The sequence below is a fragment of the Saccharothrix texasensis genome, from assembly GCF_003752005.1.
In the GTDB taxonomy this organism is placed as follows: domain Bacteria; phylum Actinomycetota; class Actinomycetes; order Mycobacteriales; family Pseudonocardiaceae; genus Actinosynnema; species Actinosynnema texasense.
On the sequence record NZ_RJKM01000001.1, the window covers coordinates 2,741,436 to 2,758,792 of the forward strand.

Here is a 17,357-nt window from a genome sequence, read left to right on the forward strand (position 1 = left end):
ACCGGTAGTTCTACCGGGTCGGCGGGGTTCCCTGCTGGTCGGTCGGGCCGCCCTGCCGGTCCTGCTTCACGGGCGGCTGGCCGTTGCCCTGCCTCGGTCCACCGCGCATCACGTCGCCTTTCATGATGCTGTCCGCGGTGGCCTCGCCGTCGGCGGACTCGGTGGCGATGACGGTCACGACGTCGCCCCGCTCGATGTCGTCCAGGTCGCCCTGACCGCCGTTGACCTGCGTGTCGCCGTCGACCGAGTAGGTCTCGCTGAACCCGTCGCCGCTCTTGACCGTGATGGAGGTGTCGCCGACCTCGGTGACCTCGCCGTTCTGGAACTCGCCGTGCTGGGTGTCGCCGAACGGGCCGCCCATCATCACCAGGCCGCCGCCGGGCCCGCGGCCGTAGCCGCCGGGTCCGCCCATGCCCCGGGCGGCGTCGGAGTTGCTCGCGGCGTAGATGACCCCACCGCCGACGGCCGCGATGCCCACGGCGACCGCGACCGCGGCGAGGGTCTTGCGGCCGCTCCAGCCGGTTCCCGCAGCGGCGGCCCGCGGCGGCGGCTCCTCGCCCCACGTCGGTTGCTGCTCGGTTTCGGTAGTCATGGCGGCCACGGTCTCGGGCGAGCCTGTGAACCGGCTGTGCGGCCGTTGGGCGCCGCCTGTGCGTGCGCCACGACCGGCGGCGTCGTCGTCCGCGCGTGCGTCACGGCCGGTCTCGTGGTTCCACAGGTGGTACACAGGATCGGCACAGGTCCGGCTCAAGCGCCGGGCCCAGGATCGGGAGCATGCGCCCAGTGCCCGCTTCGAGGACGTCCCCCGAGCTCCGCCGCCCGGACGGGAGTCCGGTGCGGGTCCTCGTCGTGGACGACGAGTCCACCCTGGCCGAGCTGATGTCCATGGCGTTGCGGATGGAGCGCTGGGAGGTCCGCACCGCGCTGGACGGCACGTCCGCCGTGCGGACCGCCCGCGACTTCCGACCCGACGTGGTGGTGCTGGACGTGATGCTGCCCGACTTCGACGGGCTGGAGGTGCTGCGCCGGCTGCGCGCGGACCTGCCCGGCCTGCCGGTGCTGTTCCTCACCGCGAAGGACGCGGTGGAGGACCGGATCGCCGGGCTCACCGCGGGCGGCGACGACTACGTGACCAAGCCGTTCAGCCTGGAGGAGGTCGTGCTGCGGCTGCGCGGACTGCTGCGCCGCACCGGCGTCACGGAGGCGAGCGCGGGCACCGAGCTCGTGGTGGGCGACCTGGTGCTGGACGAGGAGACGCGCGAGGTGCGTCGCGGCGGCGCCGCGATCGACCTCACCGCGACCGAGTTCGAGCTGCTGCGGTACCTGATGCGCAACCCCAGGCGGGTGCTGTCGAAGGCGCAGATCCTGGACCGGGTGTGGAGCTACGACTTCGGCGGGCAGGCCAACATCGTCGAGCTGTACATCTCCTACCTGCGCAAGAAGATCGACGCGGGCCGGCCGCCCATGATCCACACGATGCGGGGCGCGGGCTATGTCCTCAAGCCCTCCCCCTGAGCACGCGTCGCGGACCAGGAGCTGGCCGCTGCGGACCAAGCTGGTGGCGGCCCAGGTGGTCCTGCTGGCGGTCGTGTGCGCGATCATCGGCGTGGCGACCGGGCTCGCGCTGCGCGACACCATGATCGCCCGGTTGGACGACCAGCTGGCGGAGGCGTCGGTCAAGGTGCGGCGGGACGTCCCGCCGCCGCCGGTGCCCGGCCGGGCCGCCAACCCGCTGGACGGGCCGGGGTTCGGGCCGGGCACGCTGGTGCTGATCAAGCACCCCGACGGCGGCGTCGACGCCGAGCGGATCACCCGGGACAGCGGTGACCGCACCAGGCTGTCGACCGACGTGGCGCGGCGGGCCGAGGCCGTGCCCGCGGACGGCAGGCCGCGCACCGTGTGGCTGGGCGACGAGCTGGGCGACCACCGGATCGTCGCGACCACCACGCCGATCGGCGTGGTGGTGATCACCGGGCTGCCGATGGCCGACGTCGACAGCACGGTGTCGCGGATGGCGTGGACCGTCGGCGGCGTGGCGCTGGCCGGGCTGGTCGCCGTGAGCCTGGCCGGGGCGCTGATCGTGCGCCGCACGCTGCGCCCGCTGGAGCGGGTGGCCGCGACCGCGAGCCGGGTCGCCGAGCTGCCGCTGCACCAGGGCGAGGTGGCGCTGGCCGAACGGGTGCCCGACGAGTACGCCGACCCGGACACCGAGGTGGGCCAGGTCGGCCTCGCGCTGAACCGGATGATCGGCCACGTCGGCGGCGCGCTGGCCGCCCGGCACGCCAGCGAGACCCGGGTCCGGCAGTTCGTCGCCGACGCGAGCCACGAGCTGCGCACGCCCCTGACCGCGATCCGCGGGTACGCCGAGCTGACCCGCCGCTCGTCCGAGGAGGTGCCGCCCCAGGTCGCGCACGCGATGCGGCGGGTGGAGTCGGAGGCGGTGCGGATGACGTCGCTGGTCGAGGACCTGTTGTTGTTGGCGCGGCTGGACGCGGGACGCCCGCTGGCCCGTGACCGGGTGGACCTGTCGCGGCTGGTCATCGACACGGTCAGCGACGCCCGGATCGCCGGGCCCGACCACGAGTGGCGGCTGGAGCTGCCGCCGGACGCCGTCCAGGTGCCCGGTGACGCGCACAAGCTGCACCAGGTGCTGGCGAACCTGCTGTCCAACGCGCGCACGCACACGCCGCCGGGCACGACGGTCACCACGTCGCTGTCCACTGTGGAGGGCGGGGTGCGGGTGGCGGTGAGCGACGACGGGCCGGGCATCCCCGCCGGGTCGCAGGACGAGGTGTTCGAGCGGTTCAGCCGGGGCGACACGTCGCGGTCGCGGGCCGCCGGGAGCACCGGGCTGGGCCTGTCGATCGTGGCCGCGGTCGTGGCCTCGCACCACGGTTCCGTGCGGTTGGCCAGCAGGCCGGGCCGGACCACGTTCACCGTCCACCTGCCGCGCTGATCGCGCACAGCGGGCTCACAGGCGGCGCACAAGGACCGCCCAGGGTCCGCCGACAGGCTCGACCCCATGCGAGCGCGACTCCCCCTGTTGCTGTTGTCGGCCGGGACGGCGGTGCTGTACCTGTGGCGGTTGGGCGACTCCGGTTGGGCCAACGCCTACTACTCCGCCGCCGCCCAGGCCGGCGCCGAGAGCTGGCACGCGTGGTTCTTCGGCGCGACCGACCCGGCCGGCGCGATCACCGTCGACAAGGCGCCCGCCGCGACCTGGGTCATGGGGTTGTCGGCCCGGCTGTTCGGCGTCAACGCCTGGAGCATCCTGGCGCCGCAGGCGTTGATGGGCGTGGCCTCCGTGTGGCTGCTGCACGCGGCGGTGCGCCGCGCGGCCGGTGAGGCGGCCGGCCTGATCGCGGGCGCGGTGCTGGCGCTGACACCGGTGGCGGTGTTGATGTTCCGGTTCAACAACCCCGACGCGTTGATGGTGCTGCTGCTCGTGGCAGGGGCCTACGGCACGGTCCGCGCCACCGAGGAGGCGTCGGCGCGCTGGCTGGCCCTGGCCGGCGCGGCGGTCGGGTTCGCGTTCCTGGCGAAGATGCTCCAGGCGTTCCTGGTGCTGCCGGCGTTCGGGTCGGTGTACCTGGCGTTCGCGCCGGCCACGTGGTGGCGCAAGGTCCGGCACCTGGCCGCGGCGCTGGGCGCGGTGGTCGTCGCCGGCGGCTGGTGGGTGCTGGCGGTGGAGCTGACGCCCGCCGGGTCACGGCCCTACGTGGGCGGCTCGCAGGGCGACAGCGTGCTGGAGCTGGCGTTGGGCTACAACGGTCTCGGCCGGTTGACCGGCGAGGAGATCGGCAGCGTCGGCGGCGGCGGCCGGGGGTCGAGCGGGTGGGCCAGGCTGCTCGGCGCCGAGATGGGCGGTCAGATCGCCTGGCTGCTGCCGACCTCGCTGGTGCTGCTGGCCGCCGGCTGGTGGGCCGGGCGCGCGACCGAGCGGATCGGGCTCGCGCTGTGGGGTGGCTGGCTGGCGGTCACCGCCGCGGTGTTCAGCTTCATGAACGGCATCATCCACGCCTACTACACGGTCGCGCTGGCCCCGGCGATCGGCGCGGTGACCGGGATCGGCGCGGTCGCGCTGTGGCGCAGGCGGCGGGAACCCGTCGCGGCGGCGGCGTTGTCCGGGGCGCTGGCCGTCACCGCGTTGCAGTGCTACCTGCTGCTGCTCGACTGGTCCGCACCGCTGGCCGCGGTCGTGCTGGTCCTCGGCCTGGTCGGCGCGGTGGGGCTGTTCCTGGCCGCCGCCGCGCCCGCCGCCGCGGTTGTGCCGGTCGCCGTCGTCGCCGCGCTGCTCGGGCCGGGCGCCTACTCGGTGGCCACGGCCGCGACCCCGCACTCCGGCGCGATCCCCAGCGCCGGTCCCGCCCCGGCGAACCGGTCGGGCGGGCTGGTCCTCGTCGGGCCGGGCGGTGCGACGGGCAACGTCCGGGGCGGCGGCGGGATGGGCGGTCTGCTCAGCGCGCCGACGCCGGGCGACGAGCTGGTGGCGTTGCTGCGCGACAGCGAGGGCCGCACGTGGGCGGCGGCGGCCGTCGGCTCCAACAACGCGGCGGGCTACCAGCTCGGCAGCGGCGCGCCGGTGATGGCCGTCGGCGGGTTCAACGGCACCGATCCCGCGCCCACCCTCGAGGAGTTCCAGGAGCTGGTCCGGAGTGGACGGATCCACTACTTCCTCGGCGGCGCCATGATGCCCGCGGAGACGGGCAGCGACGCGGCCGAGCGGATCGCCGACTGGGTGGCGGAGACGTTCACCGCGACGACCGTGGACGGCGTCGACGTCTACGACCTCACAGCCGGCGCACAGCGATGACACACGAGCCGCCCAGCCGAGCGCCCGAGGGTGGGCCCATGACCACGCTCACGACGACCACCGTGCTCGACGTGGTGGTGCCGGTGCACAACGAAGAACGAGACCTGGCGCCGTGCGTGCGCGAGCTGCACGCCGACCTCACGCGGACGTTCCCCTACCCGTTCCGCATCACCATCGCGAACAACGCGAGCACGGACGGCACGCGTGCGGTCGCCGACGAGCTGGCCCTCGAACTGCCCGGGGTCGCCGCGGTGCACCTGGCGGAGAAGGGCCGCGGCCGGGCGTTGAAAGCGGTCTGGACCGCGTCGGACGCCGCCGTGCTGGCGTACATGGACGTCGACCTGTCCACCGACCTGGCCGCCCTCGCGCCGCTGGTGGCGTCGTTGACCTCCGGGCACTCCGACCTGGCGATCGGCAGCCGGCTGGCGCGCGGCGCTCGGGTGGTGCGCGGGCCGAAGCGCGAGCTCATTTCCCGCTGCTACAACCTGATCCTGCGGGGCGCGCTCGCCACCCGGTTCACCGACGCGCAGTGCGGGTTCAAGGCGATCCGGGCCGACGTCGCCCGCCGCCTGCTGCCGCACGTCGAGGACACCGGGTGGTTCTTCGACACCGAGCTGCTGGTGCTCGCCGAACGGGCCGGCGCGCGCATCCACGAGGTGCCGGTGGACTGGGTCGACGACCCGGACAGCCGGGTGGACCTCGTGTCGACCGCCGTGGCCGACCTGAAGGGCGTCGCCCGGGTGGCCCGCGGCCTGGTGAGCGGGCGGATCCCCATCGCCGACCTGCGCGCGCAACTGGAGAGGGAGCCGTTGGAGCCGGAGACGCCGGGCGTGCCCGCCGGGTTGCTCAAGCAGCTGGTCCGGTTCGCCGCGGTCGGCGTGATCAGCACGCTGGCCTACCTGCTGCTGTTCGTGTCGCTGCGCGGCGGGCTCGGCGCGCAGGGCGCGAACCTGGTGGCGCTGCTGGTCACCGCCGTCGCCAACACCGCGGCCAACCGCCGGTTCACGTTCGGCGTGCGCGGCCGGCGCGGCGCGGGCCGCCACCAGTTCGAAGGGCTGATCGTGTTCGGCCTCGGCCTCGCGCTGACCAGCGGCTCGCTCGCCCTGCTGCACCTGTTCGCCGAACCGGGCGGCCCGGCCGAGCTGGTCGCGGTCGTCGGGGCCAACCTCCTCGCCACCGTGCTGCGCTTCCTGCTGCTGCGCAACTGGGTCTTCCGGCCGCGCCGCACCGCGCAGGCCACTTCATGACCACACCGTCGACCCCAGGGAACCCTTCCATGACCACCACAACCCTGACGGCGCCCGCACCCACCGCGGAGTCGCCGCCGTCGGGCCGGAACTGGACCACGCCCGCGCTGGTCGTGCTGCTGGCCGGCACGGCGGTGCTGTACCTGTGGAACATCACCGCGTCCGGCTGGGGCAACGGCTACTACGCCGCCGCGACCCAGGCCGGCGCGCAGAGCTGGACCGCGTGGCTGTTCGGCGGCCTGGACGCCGGCGGCGTGATCACGGTCGACAAGCCGCCGGCCGCGCTGTGGGTGAGCGGGCTGTTCGCCCGCGTCTTCGGGTTCTCCAGCTGGACCGTGCTGGCGCCGCAGGCCATCGAGGGCGTGCTGGCCGTGTGGCTGCTGCACGCCGCGGTGAAGCGCACGTCCGGCGCGGTGGCCGGGCTGATCGCGGGCGCGGCGCTCGCGGTGACGCCGGTGGCCGTGCTGATGTTCCGGTTCAACCTGCCGGACGCGTTGCTGGTGCTGCTGGTGGTCGCCGCCGCGTACTGCACCGTGCGCGCGGTGGAGCGGGGGTCCGGCCGGTGGCTCGCGCTGGCGGGCGTCGCGATCGGGTTCGCGTTCCTGGCCAAGATGGGGCAGGCGCTGCTGGTGCTGCCCGCGTTCACCGCCGCCTACCTCCTCGCCGCGCCGACCACCCTGCTCAAGCGGTTCCTGCACCTGCTGGGCGCGGGCCTCGCCGCGGTCGTGTCCGCCGGGTGGTTCATCGCGCTGGTCGAGCTGTGGCCGCGCGAGTCCCGCCCGTACATCGGCGGGTCGGACAACGACTCGCTGTGGGAGCTGGCCATGGGCTACAACGGGCTCGGCCGGATCTTCGGCGGCCGGGGCGGCGGTGGCGGCGGGGTCGTCCTGGGCGGCGGCAACGGCAACCTCGGCTTCGGCGGCGAGACCGGCATCGGCCGGCTGTTCGGCGCGAGCATGGGCGCGGAGATCTCCTGGCTGCTCCCGGCCGCCCTCGTCGGGCTGGTGGCGGGGCTGTGGTTCACCCGCCGGCTGCCGCGCACCGACCGCACGCGCGCGGCCCTGGTGCTGTGGGGCCTGTGGGTGCTGGGCAACGGGATCGTGTTCAGCTTCATGAGCGGCATCACGCACCCGTACTACACCGTCGCCGTCGCGCCGGGCGTCGCCGCGCTCGTCGCCATCGCCGGCCGGGAGCTGTGGCGCGGCCGGGAGCACCTGCCGGCGCGCGTGGCGTTGGCGGCGGTGGTCGCCGCCGCCGGGTTCTGGGGCTTCGCGCTGCTCCAGCGCTTCGGCGAGTGGCTGCCCGCGCTGCGCTGGGTGGTGGCGGCGCTGACCGTGCTGGTGGCCACGGCGGTCGTGATGGGCGTGCGCCGGGTCGCCGTGCTCGCGCTGGCCACCTCGGTCCTCGCCACCGCGGCCTTCGGCGTGGCCACCGCCGCCACGCCGCACGCCGGGTCGATCCCGATGTCCGGTCCCCCGTCCTACTCCGGCGACGGCGGCGTGGGCGGCGGGCCGATGGGCGAGCCGTCCGCCGAGCTGGTCGACCTGCTGAAGGCCACCACCGGCACGTGGGCGGCGGCGACGATGAGCGCGCAGGGCGCGGCGGGCCTGTCGCTGGCCTCGGGCAAGGCCGTGATCGGCATCGGCGGCTGGAGCGGCGGCGACCCCGCGCCGACGCTGGACGAGTTCCGGCAGTACGTGGCGGACGGCCGGATCGGCTACTTCGTCGCCGGCGGCGGCATGGGCGGCGGCGACGAGATCGGCGAGTGGGTCGCGGCGAACTACGAGGCCACCACGGTCGGCGGGTCGACCGTCTACGAGCTCGGCTGACCCCACCCGGACGGGGCGGTGGCCGGCCCGGCCACCGCCTCCGTCGCGACGTACCGGGCGGGCTCCGGGTGACCGGCCCACGAGCGGTACACGATCGTGGCCGCGTACGGCACCAGGTCGCGGCCACGTCGCCACAGCCACGGGAGCCCTTTCACCACCAGCCACCCCACGTGGTGCCACGGCGTCACCTCGAGTCCGCCCGTGCAGACCGGCGACACCCGGCCCGGCACCTCGCACCCGGCTCGCGCCAACCGCGCCGCGAACGCCGCCGCGAGCAGGCGGTGCCCCGCCTCCGACGGGTGCAGCCGGTCCACCGCCCACGTCCGCGGCGAGTAGGCGCCCTCCACCAGGTCCAGGTCGACGCACTCGATCCCGTGCCGCCGCACCACCGCGTCGACGATCCCGTTCAGCTCGGCGATCCGCGCCCGCAACGCCCGCCGCAACGCGCCCGGCAGCCGGAACACCCGGCTGTGGTCGTGGAACCGCACCGTGACGACGACGGCGCCCGCCGAGACCAGCGCGCCCACGATCGCGTCCAGGTCCTCGTGCAGCCGCCGGCCGTCGAAGTCGGACCGCAGCACGTCGTTCATCCCGACCAGCAGCACGGCCGCGTCGGGCCGCGCGGGCAGGACCTTCGGCAGCTGCTCGTGCCGCACCGACGCCACCCGCGCACCCGTGACGGAGGCGTTCAGGTAGCGCGCCCCCGGGAGCGCCGCCGCGAGCAGCGGGCCGACGCCACGCCACCCGCCGGGCACGGGATCGCCCACGCCCACCGTCGTCGAGTCACCCAGGACCACCAGGCTGCGCACCGTCTTGGCCACACCGCAACGATCGCGCGGCCACGTGACGGGCCGGGGACCACCGGCCCAACGCTATCGGAATGCCGGGTACAGCGGCAGTTCCGCGGCCCGCGCGCCGTACCGCGACACCAGCGCCGCGATGACGTCGTCGGCGTGCGCGGCGATGTGCGTCGCGCCCGCCGCCAGCGCGTCCTGCCGCAGCCGCACCCACCGCGCGGTCAGCACGACCACGCGCGGCGGCGAGTCCAGCGGCCGGTGCCCCGACGGCAGCGACGAGTCCAGGCCGGGCAGCCCGCGCCACGTGCCGAGCCACACCCACAGCAGCTGCGCCTCCAGCAGCCGGGGCAGGAACACCGCGTCGTCGTCCAGGTCCGGCCACACCGACGACACCTCGGCCCGCCACGCCGCGACCATCGCCTCCGACATGCCGGCGGGCAGCCCGTAGGCGCACCAGCACGACGGGAACGGCACCCGCAGGCACGCCGCGTCGAACACGATGTCGCGCACGCACCCGCCCTCGAAGTCGAGGAACCGGACGCCCTTGCTGGTCACCAGGTGGTTGTCCGGGCACGACGTGGACGGGCTGAACGCACGCCGGCGGGACGTGACGAACCCCCGCACCGCCTGCTCCGCGAACGTGCGCACGGAGTCGGGCGTGTCGACCTCCAGCTCGTCGAAGAGCAGCTCGGGCAGGCCCCCCAACGCCGTGTGCACGTCCACCACGATCGGGTCGGCGCAGCACTGGGAGCCCTGGCGGCGCATCAACGCGTCGAAGTCCGCGTCCCGGCCGGCGGTCGTCGCGTGCAGCCGCCCCATGGCGTGCGCCCACGACAGCAGCCCGCGTTCGGCGGCCCGCGCGTCGGAGCCGAGCAGCTTCTCCGCCAGCCGCGGCGCCTTGCCCAGGTCTTCGAGCACGACCAGCCGCTTGGTGTTGTCCTGCGCGACCAGCTCGGGGGTGAGGCGCTCCTCGGACGGCAGCGCGGTGAGCAGCTTGTGGCTCACCACCTCGTGCGCGAACGGGTCGCGGTCGGCCACCGGCGACGGGTAGCGCTTGACCACCAGCGTGCGCGGCAGCGAGAACGGGGTGTGGGCCACCCGGACGCGCGCGACCACGGACCGGCCGGCACCCCCGAGGTCCTCGGGGTCGGCCAGCCGAACCGGTGCGCCGAACCTCTTGCTCAACACCGACTCGGCCGCTGCCACCGCGTCGTCAAGCTCGGAGGGTGCAGCGTCGTCGATGTCCTGCGGGCCGGCGGTGATCTCCACGCTCATCCCCTCCGACCCTACTCCGGGTGGCGACCGGCCTGACAGAACCCGTCCGGGCACCGTGACGGTAGTGCTCACGGTCCCGCGCCTCCACCTTTTGTGGAAATCCGCGCGCGGTCAACCGCCGGCGAGCGGTCGTCCCAGGTCGCGGACCCGCGCGCGGCGGTTGCGCAACGCCAGGACCAGCGCCGCCGCCGCCACGACGCCGCCGAGGTTCACGGCGAGCTGTGCAATCGACTGGAGACATATGTCCCACTGGCCGAGAACACCGGCCACCGCGGCGTAGCCGGCGGCGGGCACCGTGGTGACCGAAATGAACACCCCGACGAGCGCGGCGGACTTCGCCGACGTCATCGACAGCATCCCGGCCGCGCCCGCGAGCAGCGCCACGATCAACGAGAACGGCCCGACCTCGAAGACGAAGTCGAGCTCGTGCCCGGCCAGCACGAGGTCCCGGTCGAACAGGCCGGTGCGCGAACCGAGCCACGCGCCGACCGCGGTGACCAGCATCGCGGCCGGGAACCCGACCGCCAGCGCGAGGGCCGCCCGCCGCACCAGGTCCCAGCGCCGCAGCACCAGGCCCACGGCGATCGCGGCCAGCGGCCCGAACTCCGGGCCGACCACCATCGCGCCGACCAGCGTCACCGGCGAGTCGGTGACCACGGCGACCGCGGTGAGCAGGCACGCGATGGTCAGGAACGCCAGGAACGTCACGTTGAGGCGGGACTCCTCGCCCGTGCGGGCCAGCAGCTCCTCCCACACCACGGCGTCCGCGCCGTCACCGGGCGCCGCCGCCTCGGCGCGGTCGGCCGCGTCGGACAGGGCGGTGTCGACCTGCTCGAGCGTGACGCCGCCGTCCCGGTCGACGCCCAGCTCGCACAGGGAGGCCACCACCTCGTCGGTGGCCTCCCGGGCGAGGTCGGCTTCCACCACGTCGCCCGCCGGGTCGACGGCCGCGCCGCGCAGGAGCACGACGTGCGTGACGCCGGTGTCCCGCTTCAGCAGGTCCAGGACCGCGTCGGTGCGTTCGGCCGGGCAGATGACCCGCAGGTGCAGCACGGCGCTACTGCGCGGCCTTCGGCTGAGCTGCCTGCTCCGAGCCGGGCTTCTCCTGGGCGGTCTTCTCCTGGGCGGTCTTCTCCGCCGGCGCGGGCTTGAAGTCGACGCCCGCCTCCTTGCGCTGCTGCGCGGTGATCGGCGCGGGCGCGGCGGTCAGCGGGTCGTAGCCGCCGCCGCTCTTCGGGAACGCGATGACCTCGCGGATCGAGTCGTACCCGCCGAGCAGCATGGCGATCCGGTCCCAGCCGAACGCGATGCCGCCGTGCGGCGGCGCGCCGTAGGAGAAGGCGTCGAGCAGGAAGCCGAACTTCTCCTGCGCCTCCTCGGGCGTGATGCCCATGACCTGGAACGCGCGCTGCTGCACGTCCGCGCGGTGGATACGGATCGACCCGCCGCCGATCTCGTTGCCGTTGCAGACGATGTCGTAGGCGTAGGCCAGGGCGTTGCCCGGGTCGGACTCGAACCGGTCGACCCACTCCGGCGTCGGCGAGGTGAACGCGTGGTGCAGCGCGGTCCACTTGCCGCTGCCCACCGCCACGTCGTCGCCGATCTTGTCGACGGCCTCGAACATCGGGAAGTCCACGACCCAGACGAACGACCAGGCGTTCTCGTCGATCAGGCCGACCCGGTTCGCGATCTCCACGCGGGCCGCGCCGAGCAGGGCGCGCGCGCCGTCCGGGTCTCCCGCGCCGAAGAACACGCAGTCGCCCGGGTTCGCGCCGACGGCCTTGGCCAGGCCGTCGCGCTCCGCGTCGGAGAGGTTCTTGGCGACCGGGCCGCCGAGCGTGCCGTCCTCGTTGACCAGCACGTACGCCAGGCCGCGGGCGCCGCGCTGCTTGGCCCACTCCTGCCAGGCGTCGAGCGTGCGGCGGGGCTGCGACGCGCCGCCGGGCATGACGACCGCGCCGACGTAGGCGGCCTGGAACACCCGGAACGGGGTGTCCTTGAAGTACTCGGTCAGCTCGGTCAGCTCGAGGTCGAAGCGCAGGTCCGGCTTGTCCGTGCCGTACTTGGCCATCGCCTCGGCGTAGGAGATGCGGCGGAACGGCCGGGCGATCTCGTGGTCGGCCAGGTCCTTCCACAGCGCGGAGACGATCTTCTCGCCGAGCGCGATCACGTCGTCCTGCTCGACGAAGCTCATCTCGATGTCGAGCTGGGTGAACTCCGGCTGCCGGTCGGCGCGGAAGTCCTCGTCGCGGTAGCAGCGCGCGATCTGGTAGTACCGCTCCAGGCCGCCGACCATCAGCAGCTGCTTGAACAGCTGCGGCGACTGCGGCAGCGCGTACCAGGAGCCGGGGCGCAGGCGGGCGGGCACCAGGAAGTCGCGCGCGCCCTCGGGGGTGGAGCGGGTCAGGGTCGGGGTCTCGACCTCGACGAAGTCCTCGGCGTGCAGCACCTCGCGGGCGATCCGGTTGGCCTCGCTGCGCAGCCGCATGGCCTTGGCCGGGCCGCTGCGGCGCAGGTCGAGGTAGCGGTGCCGCAGGCGCGCCTCCTCGCCGACCTCCAGGTGCTCGTCCAGCTGGAACGGCAGCGGCGCGGCCTCGTTGAGCACCAGCAGCTCGGCGGCGTAGACCTCGATGTCGCCGGTGGGCAGCTCCGGGTTCTCGCTGCCCTCGGGGCGGCGGGTCACCTCGCCGACGACCTTGACCACGTACTCCGAGCGCAGCTTGTGCGCGCGCTCGGCCATCTCGCCCTCGCGGAAGACGACCTGGGCCACGCCGGAGGCGTCCCGGAGGTCGATGAAGATCACGCCGCCGTGATCGCGCCTGCGTGCCACCCACCCGGTCAGGGTGACGGACTGCCCGGCGTGCTCGGCGCGGAGCTTCCCGGCCTCGTGCGTGCGCATCACGGGAACTGCTCTCCTCAGGGTTTGCTTCTGCTGGGTGGGCCGCTGCTGCGGTCGACTCGACCGACGGCTGGCCCTCAAGGCTAGCCAACGACCCGCCGGTCGACGCCACCAGGTTTCCCGACGCGGAACACCACCCCGCGCAGCACCGCGAAGTTGACGGCCGTCGCCACGCCCTGGGCCATCAGCCACGCCACCGCGTACTCCACTCGAAAGGGTGGCAAAAGGTGCAGGGCGAGCGCGTTGACCAATACGTTGGCGACGAACGTGGTGAGGTACAGCAGGGCGAAGGCCGCGACCTGTCGGGCGCCTGCCGCCGGAACACCGAACGTGAACCGCCGATTGAGGAAGAACGCCGCCGTCGTGCCGAGCGCGAAACTGGCCGCCTTGGCGGCGTGCACCGGGGTGTCGACTGCGAGCAGAGCGCTGTACACGCCGTAGTCGATCACCATGCAACACCCGCCCACCAGCCCGAACGTGACCGCCTGCCGGGTCACGCCGCCGTTTCGCGCCACCGTTGTCACCTTTCTTGGATGGAATAGCGATGTCCGTTTCCCCGCGCCGATGCTAACCAGGCTCTCCGGCTGGGGCCGGACCTCGCCGACGGTCGCCCGGGTCGTTTCACCGCGCGATGTCGAGACCCTCGCGAACGTGCTGGAACAATCGCGCGAGCGCGGCGTGATCGCCCGCGGCCTCGGCCGCAGCTACGGCGACCCGGCGCAGAACGCGGGCGGCGTCGTGCTGGACATGACCCGGTTCGACCGCATTCGCCGGGTCGAGGTGGACGACGGCCTCGTCGACGTCGAGGCGGGCGTTTCGCTGGACGCCCTGGTGCGGGCGCTGCTGCCGCTCGGGCTGTGGCCACCGGTGCTGCCCGGGACGCGCCAGGTCACGGTGGGCGGCGCGATCGCCGCCGACGTGCACGGCAAGGGCCACCACGTCGTGGGCAGCTTCGGCGACCACGTGCGGTCGCTCGACCTGCTCACCGCGGACGGCTCGGTCCGCACGCTCACCCCCGACGGCGACGGCTCGGCGTTGTTCTGGGCGACCGTCGGCGGCATGGGCCTGACCGGCGTGGTGCTGCGCGCGACGCTGCGCGTCGTCCCGGTGGAGACCTCCTACTTCGTGGTGGACACCGAACGCGCGGGCGACCTCGACGACCTGCTGGCCCGCCAGTCCGCCGACGACGACCGGTACGCCGAGTCGGTGTCGTGGTTCGACGCCACCGCCACCGGGTCGCGGCTGGGCCGGGGCGTGCTGACCAGGGCGAACCACGCCCGGCTCGACGACCTGCCCGCCAAGCTGCGGCGCGACCCGCTGGCGTTCGACGCGCCGCGGCTGTTCACCGTGCCGGACGTGCTGCCGTCCGGGCTGCTCAACCGGGCGACCGGCCGGGCGTTCAGCGAGCTCTGGTACCGCAGGTCGCCGACCCGGCACGGGCAGGTGCAGAACATCACGGAGTTCCTGCACCCGCTCGACGTGGTCGGCGAGTGGAACCGGGGCTACGGCCCGCGCGGGTTCATCCAGTACCAGTTCGCGGTGCCGTTCGCCGCGGTCGACGTGATCCGGCGGGCGGTGCGGCGGATCGCCTCGTCCGGGCACGTGTCGGCGTTGAACGTGCTCAAGCGGTTCGGGCCGGGCAACCGCGCGCCGCTGTCGTTCCCCGCGCCGGGCTGGACGCTGTGCGTGGACCTGCCGGTCCGGCCGGGCCTCGGCGAGCTGTGCGACGAGCTGGACGAGCTGGTGCTCGACGCGGGCGGGCGGCACTACCTGGCCAAGGAGTCGCGGACCACGGCCGAGGCCGTCCGGCGCGGCTACCCCCGATTCGCGGAGTGGCGCGCGGTGCGCGCTTCGGTCGACCCGGACGGCGTTTTCGCGTCCGACATGTCCAGGAGGTTGGAGCTGTGATCGACGCGGTGGGCAATCCGCAGGCCCTGCTGGTGCTGGGCGGCACGTCCGAGATCGCGCTGGCGGTGGTCCGGCGCTACACCGCCGCCCGCAAGCCGCGCGTGGTCCTGGCCGCCCGGCCCTCGCCCCGCCGGGACGCGGCGGTGGCCGAGCTGGCGGCGGCGGGCGTGCCGGTGACGGCGGTGGACTTCGACGCGCGTGACGTCGCCGGGCACCCCGCCGCGCTGGACAAGGCCTTCGCCGACGGCGGCATCGACGTGGCGCTGGTGGCGTTCGGGGTGCTGGGCGACGCCGAGCGCGCCTGGCAGGACCCGACGGCGGCGGTCGAGCTGGCGGAGGTCAACTACACCGGCGCGGTGTCGGTCGGCGTCGGGCTCGCCGAACGGCTGCGCGAGCAGGGGCACGGCGTGATCGTGGCGCTGTCCTCGGTGGCGGGCGAGCGGGTGCGGCGGTCGAACTTCGTCTACGGGTCGACCAAGGCCGGGATGGACGCGTTCTACCTGGGGCTGGGCGAGGCGCTGCGCCCGCACGGCGTCACCGTCACGGTGGTGCGGCCGGGGTTCGTGCGCACCCGGATGACCGAGGGGCTGCGGCCGGCGCCGTTGTCGAGCACCGCCGAGCAGGTGGCCGAGGTGGTCGTGCACGCGGTCCGCGACCGGCGCGAGCTGGTGTGGGCGCCCGCGCCGCTGCGCCTGGTGATGTCGGCGCTGCGGCACCTGCCCCGCGCCGTGTTCCGGAGGTTGCCGGCATGACCGCGACGACCGTTCCGGAGCAGCGCGCCGCCGACGTCCCGCCGGCGGGTCGGGCGCGCCGCGGGCGGTGGGTCGCCCCGGTGGCCGGCGGCACGGCGCTGATCGCGGCGCACGGCGCGCTGTACGGCAACTGGCTGGTGGACGACGCGGCGATCACCTTCGCGTACGCGCGCACGATCACCGACGGCGCGGGCGCGGTGCTGCAACCGGGCGCCGAACCGGCGGAGGCGTACTCGAACCCGGCCTGGTTGGCGTTGCTGGCGCTGGGCCGGCTGGTGGGGCTGTTCGACCGCGGCTCGATCTTCGGCGTGCCGGACTACGTGCTGTTCCCGAAGGCGCTCGCGGTGCTGTGCTGCGCGGGCGTGCTGCTGGCCTGCCACACCGCCGCGCGCCGGGTGTTCCGCCGGCCGGGGCTGGTGACGGTGGCGTTCGGCGCGGTGCTGGCGGCGGTGCCCTCGTTCGTCATCTGGGTGTTCTCCGGGTTGGAGAACCCGCTGTACGCGCTGGTGACGTGCTGGCTGGCGGTGGTGCTGTCCGGGGCGGTGCTGGACGACCGGCTGCTGTCCGGGCGGGTCGCCGTCCTGGTCGGGGCGCTGGTCGCGGTGGCCGCGCTGACCCGGCCGGACGGGCTGGTCTACGCCGGGGCGTACCCGTTGCTGGTGCTGCTGACGGCGCGCCGGGCGGGGCTCGCGGCGGCGGCGCGGTCGGTGGCGTTGTCCACGGCGGCGTTCCTGGTGCCGTTCGGCGCTTACGTGCTGTGGCGGCGGGTGGAGTTCGGCCGGTGGCTGGCGCTGCCCGCGGCGGCGAAGAGCCAGGACCCGCCCGACCTCGCGCAGTTCACCCGGGTGGGCGAGCTGGTGCAGTACGCGGGGGCGTTGGCCGTGCTGGTGGTGGCGGCCTGCGCGGGGATGGCGCTGGCGCGGGGTTCCCGGCTGGGTTCGGCGCTGGTCGCGCTGCTGGTGCCGCTGGGGTTGTCGTCGGTGGCGTTCGCGGTGCTGGCGCACGACTGGATGGGCGAGCTGCGGTTCGCCACGCCGGTGTGGGTGCTGGGCGCGCTGGTCGCGGTCTTCGCCGTGGCGCGGGTGCTGGGACGGGGCACCGCGCGGCGGCGCGCGGTGCTGTCGGTGCTCCTCGCCGTCGCGCTGCTGCCGTCGGCGGCCCGCTTCACCGCCGCCGCCCGGGAGTTCCGCGCCGCGCCGACCGTGCCGATGTGCCTGGTGGTCGAGATGTACGGGCGCGGCTTCAACGGCCTGGCGGACATCCTCGGGGTCGAGCGCGGCAGCCTGCTGCTGCCGGACGTCGGCGGCGCCGCGCTGACGTCCCGGCTCGCCCTGGTCGACCTCGCCGGGCTGGCCGAGCCGAGGCTGGCGGACCTGTGGGGCGCCCGCGACGTGGCCGGGCTGCGGGACTACGTGTTCGACCGGGTCAAGCCGACGTTCATCCACTCGCACGAGGGGTGGTCGCAGACCACCGGCATCGCGGACGACCCGAGGATGGCGGCGGACTACTACGTGCTCTCGGCGGGCCGGACCGCGCAGGACTGGGTGCGCCGGGACGCGGTCGCGGACGGGGCGCGGCTGGCCGAGCTGCGCGACTACGTCCGGACCGAGCTGGCCGCCGCCACCCGTGCCGGGCTGGACGCGCCGCGGAGCCGGTGCGGCCCGACCCTCCGCCCCGGTCAACGACTCGGCCGATGACCCGGCCGGCGAACCGTCCCGCCGACCCGCCACCGCCACCGGCACGACCGGCCGCACCGCACCACCGGCACCCGTCCGCACCACGTCCGCCCGCACCACGTCCGCCCGCACGTCGCGCCACCGACCGCAGGAGAACCGCC

14 protein-coding genes are annotated in these 17,357 nt (G+C 74.5%); 8 read left to right on the forward strand and 6 right to left on the reverse strand.

Annotation, left to right across the window (positions count from 1 at the left end; translation table 11 throughout):
* Positions 1-10: 10 nt before the first annotated feature.
* Entirely contained in the window at positions 11-592 is a 582-nt protein-coding gene (locus EDD40_RS10675; protein WP_148088755.1) for a hypothetical protein, read from the reverse strand.
* A gap of 182 nt (positions 593-774) precedes the next feature.
* Here EDD40_RS10675 and EDD40_RS10680 point away from each other — a divergent pair, with 182 nt between their 5' ends.
* The 5 genes from EDD40_RS10680 (at position 775) to EDD40_RS10700 (ending at position 7,889) form a co-directional block, all read left to right on the forward strand.
* The gene (locus EDD40_RS10680; protein ID WP_123742767.1) at positions 775-1,515 is read left to right on the forward strand and encodes a response regulator transcription factor; all 741 of its coding nucleotides are present in this window, start codon (positions 775-777) and stop codon (positions 1,513-1,515) included.
* Entirely contained in the window at positions 1,493-2,956 is a 1,464-nt protein-coding gene (locus tag EDD40_RS10685; RefSeq protein WP_123742768.1) for a sensor histidine kinase, read from the forward strand. The genes EDD40_RS10680 and EDD40_RS10685 overlap by 23 nt, the downstream gene beginning before the upstream one ends.
* A 66-nt stretch (positions 2,957-3,022) precedes the next feature.
* Positions 3,023-4,813 carry an ArnT family glycosyltransferase gene (locus EDD40_RS10690; RefSeq protein ID WP_123742769.1) on the forward strand — a complete coding sequence of 597 codons (1,791 nt, stop codon included), beginning with the start codon at positions 3,023-3,025 and terminating at the stop codon, positions 4,811-4,813.
* Complete coding sequence (locus EDD40_RS10695; RefSeq protein WP_123742770.1) at positions 4,810-6,060, forward strand: bifunctional glycosyltransferase family 2/GtrA family protein; 1,251 nt, start codon at positions 4,810-4,812, stop codon at positions 6,058-6,060. The genes EDD40_RS10690 and EDD40_RS10695 overlap by 4 nt, the downstream gene beginning before the upstream one ends.
* 29 nt (positions 6,061-6,089) lie before the next feature.
* Entirely contained in the window at positions 6,090-7,889 is a 1,800-nt protein-coding gene (locus tag EDD40_RS10700; RefSeq protein ID WP_123742771.1) for an ArnT family glycosyltransferase, read from the forward strand.
* Here EDD40_RS10700 and EDD40_RS10705 read toward each other — a convergent pair.
* From EDD40_RS10705 to EDD40_RS10725, 5 genes are all read right to left on the reverse strand, one after another.
* Complete coding sequence (locus tag EDD40_RS10705; RefSeq protein WP_211348137.1) at positions 7,874-8,710, reverse strand: SGNH/GDSL hydrolase family protein; 837 nt, start codon at positions 8,708-8,710, stop codon at positions 7,874-7,876. The genes EDD40_RS10700 and EDD40_RS10705 overlap by 16 nt on opposite strands.
* A gap of 51 nt (positions 8,711-8,761) precedes the next feature.
* Entirely contained in the window at positions 8,762-9,961 is a 1,200-nt protein-coding gene (locus EDD40_RS10710) for a hypothetical protein (protein WP_123742772.1), read from the reverse strand.
* A gap of 111 nt (positions 9,962-10,072) precedes the next feature.
* Positions 10,073-11,014, reverse strand: coding sequence for a DUF389 domain-containing protein (locus tag EDD40_RS10715; protein ID WP_123742773.1), 942 nt, complete (start codon positions 11,012-11,014; stop codon positions 10,073-10,075).
* A gap of 4 nt (positions 11,015-11,018) precedes the next feature.
* Positions 11,019-12,863: an aspartate--tRNA ligase gene (gene aspS / locus EDD40_RS10720; RefSeq protein ID WP_123742774.1), complete on the reverse strand. Its 1,845-nt coding sequence runs from the start codon at positions 12,861-12,863 to the stop codon at positions 11,019-11,021.
* An 80-nt stretch (positions 12,864-12,943) separates the two neighbouring features.
* On the reverse strand, positions 12,944-13,375 hold the full coding sequence (locus tag EDD40_RS10725) for a GtrA family protein (protein ID WP_236594827.1): 432 nt from the start codon (positions 13,373-13,375) through the stop codon (positions 12,944-12,946).
* Positions 13,376-13,424: 49 nt separating this feature from the next.
* Here EDD40_RS10725 and dprE1 point away from each other — a divergent pair, with 49 nt between their 5' ends.
* The 3 genes from dprE1 to EDD40_RS10740 are packed head-to-tail and all read left to right on the forward strand — an operon-like array spanning position 13,425 to position 17,217.
* Entirely contained in the window at positions 13,425-14,768 is a 1,344-nt protein-coding gene (gene dprE1, locus EDD40_RS10730; protein WP_123742775.1) for a decaprenylphosphoryl-beta-D-ribose oxidase, read from the forward strand.
* A complete protein-coding gene (gene dprE2 / locus EDD40_RS10735; RefSeq protein WP_123742776.1) occupies positions 14,765-15,520 on the forward strand; it encodes a decaprenylphospho-beta-D-erythro-pentofuranosid-2-ulose 2-reductase in 756 nt (251 codons plus the stop codon). The genes dprE1 and dprE2 overlap by 4 nt, the downstream gene beginning before the upstream one ends.
* On the forward strand, positions 15,517-17,217 hold the full coding sequence (locus EDD40_RS10740; RefSeq protein WP_246037591.1) for a hypothetical protein: 1,701 nt from the start codon (positions 15,517-15,519) through the stop codon (positions 17,215-17,217). Before dprE2 ends, EDD40_RS10740 begins: the two co-directional genes overlap by 4 nt.
* Positions 17,218-17,357: the final 140 nt, after the last annotated feature.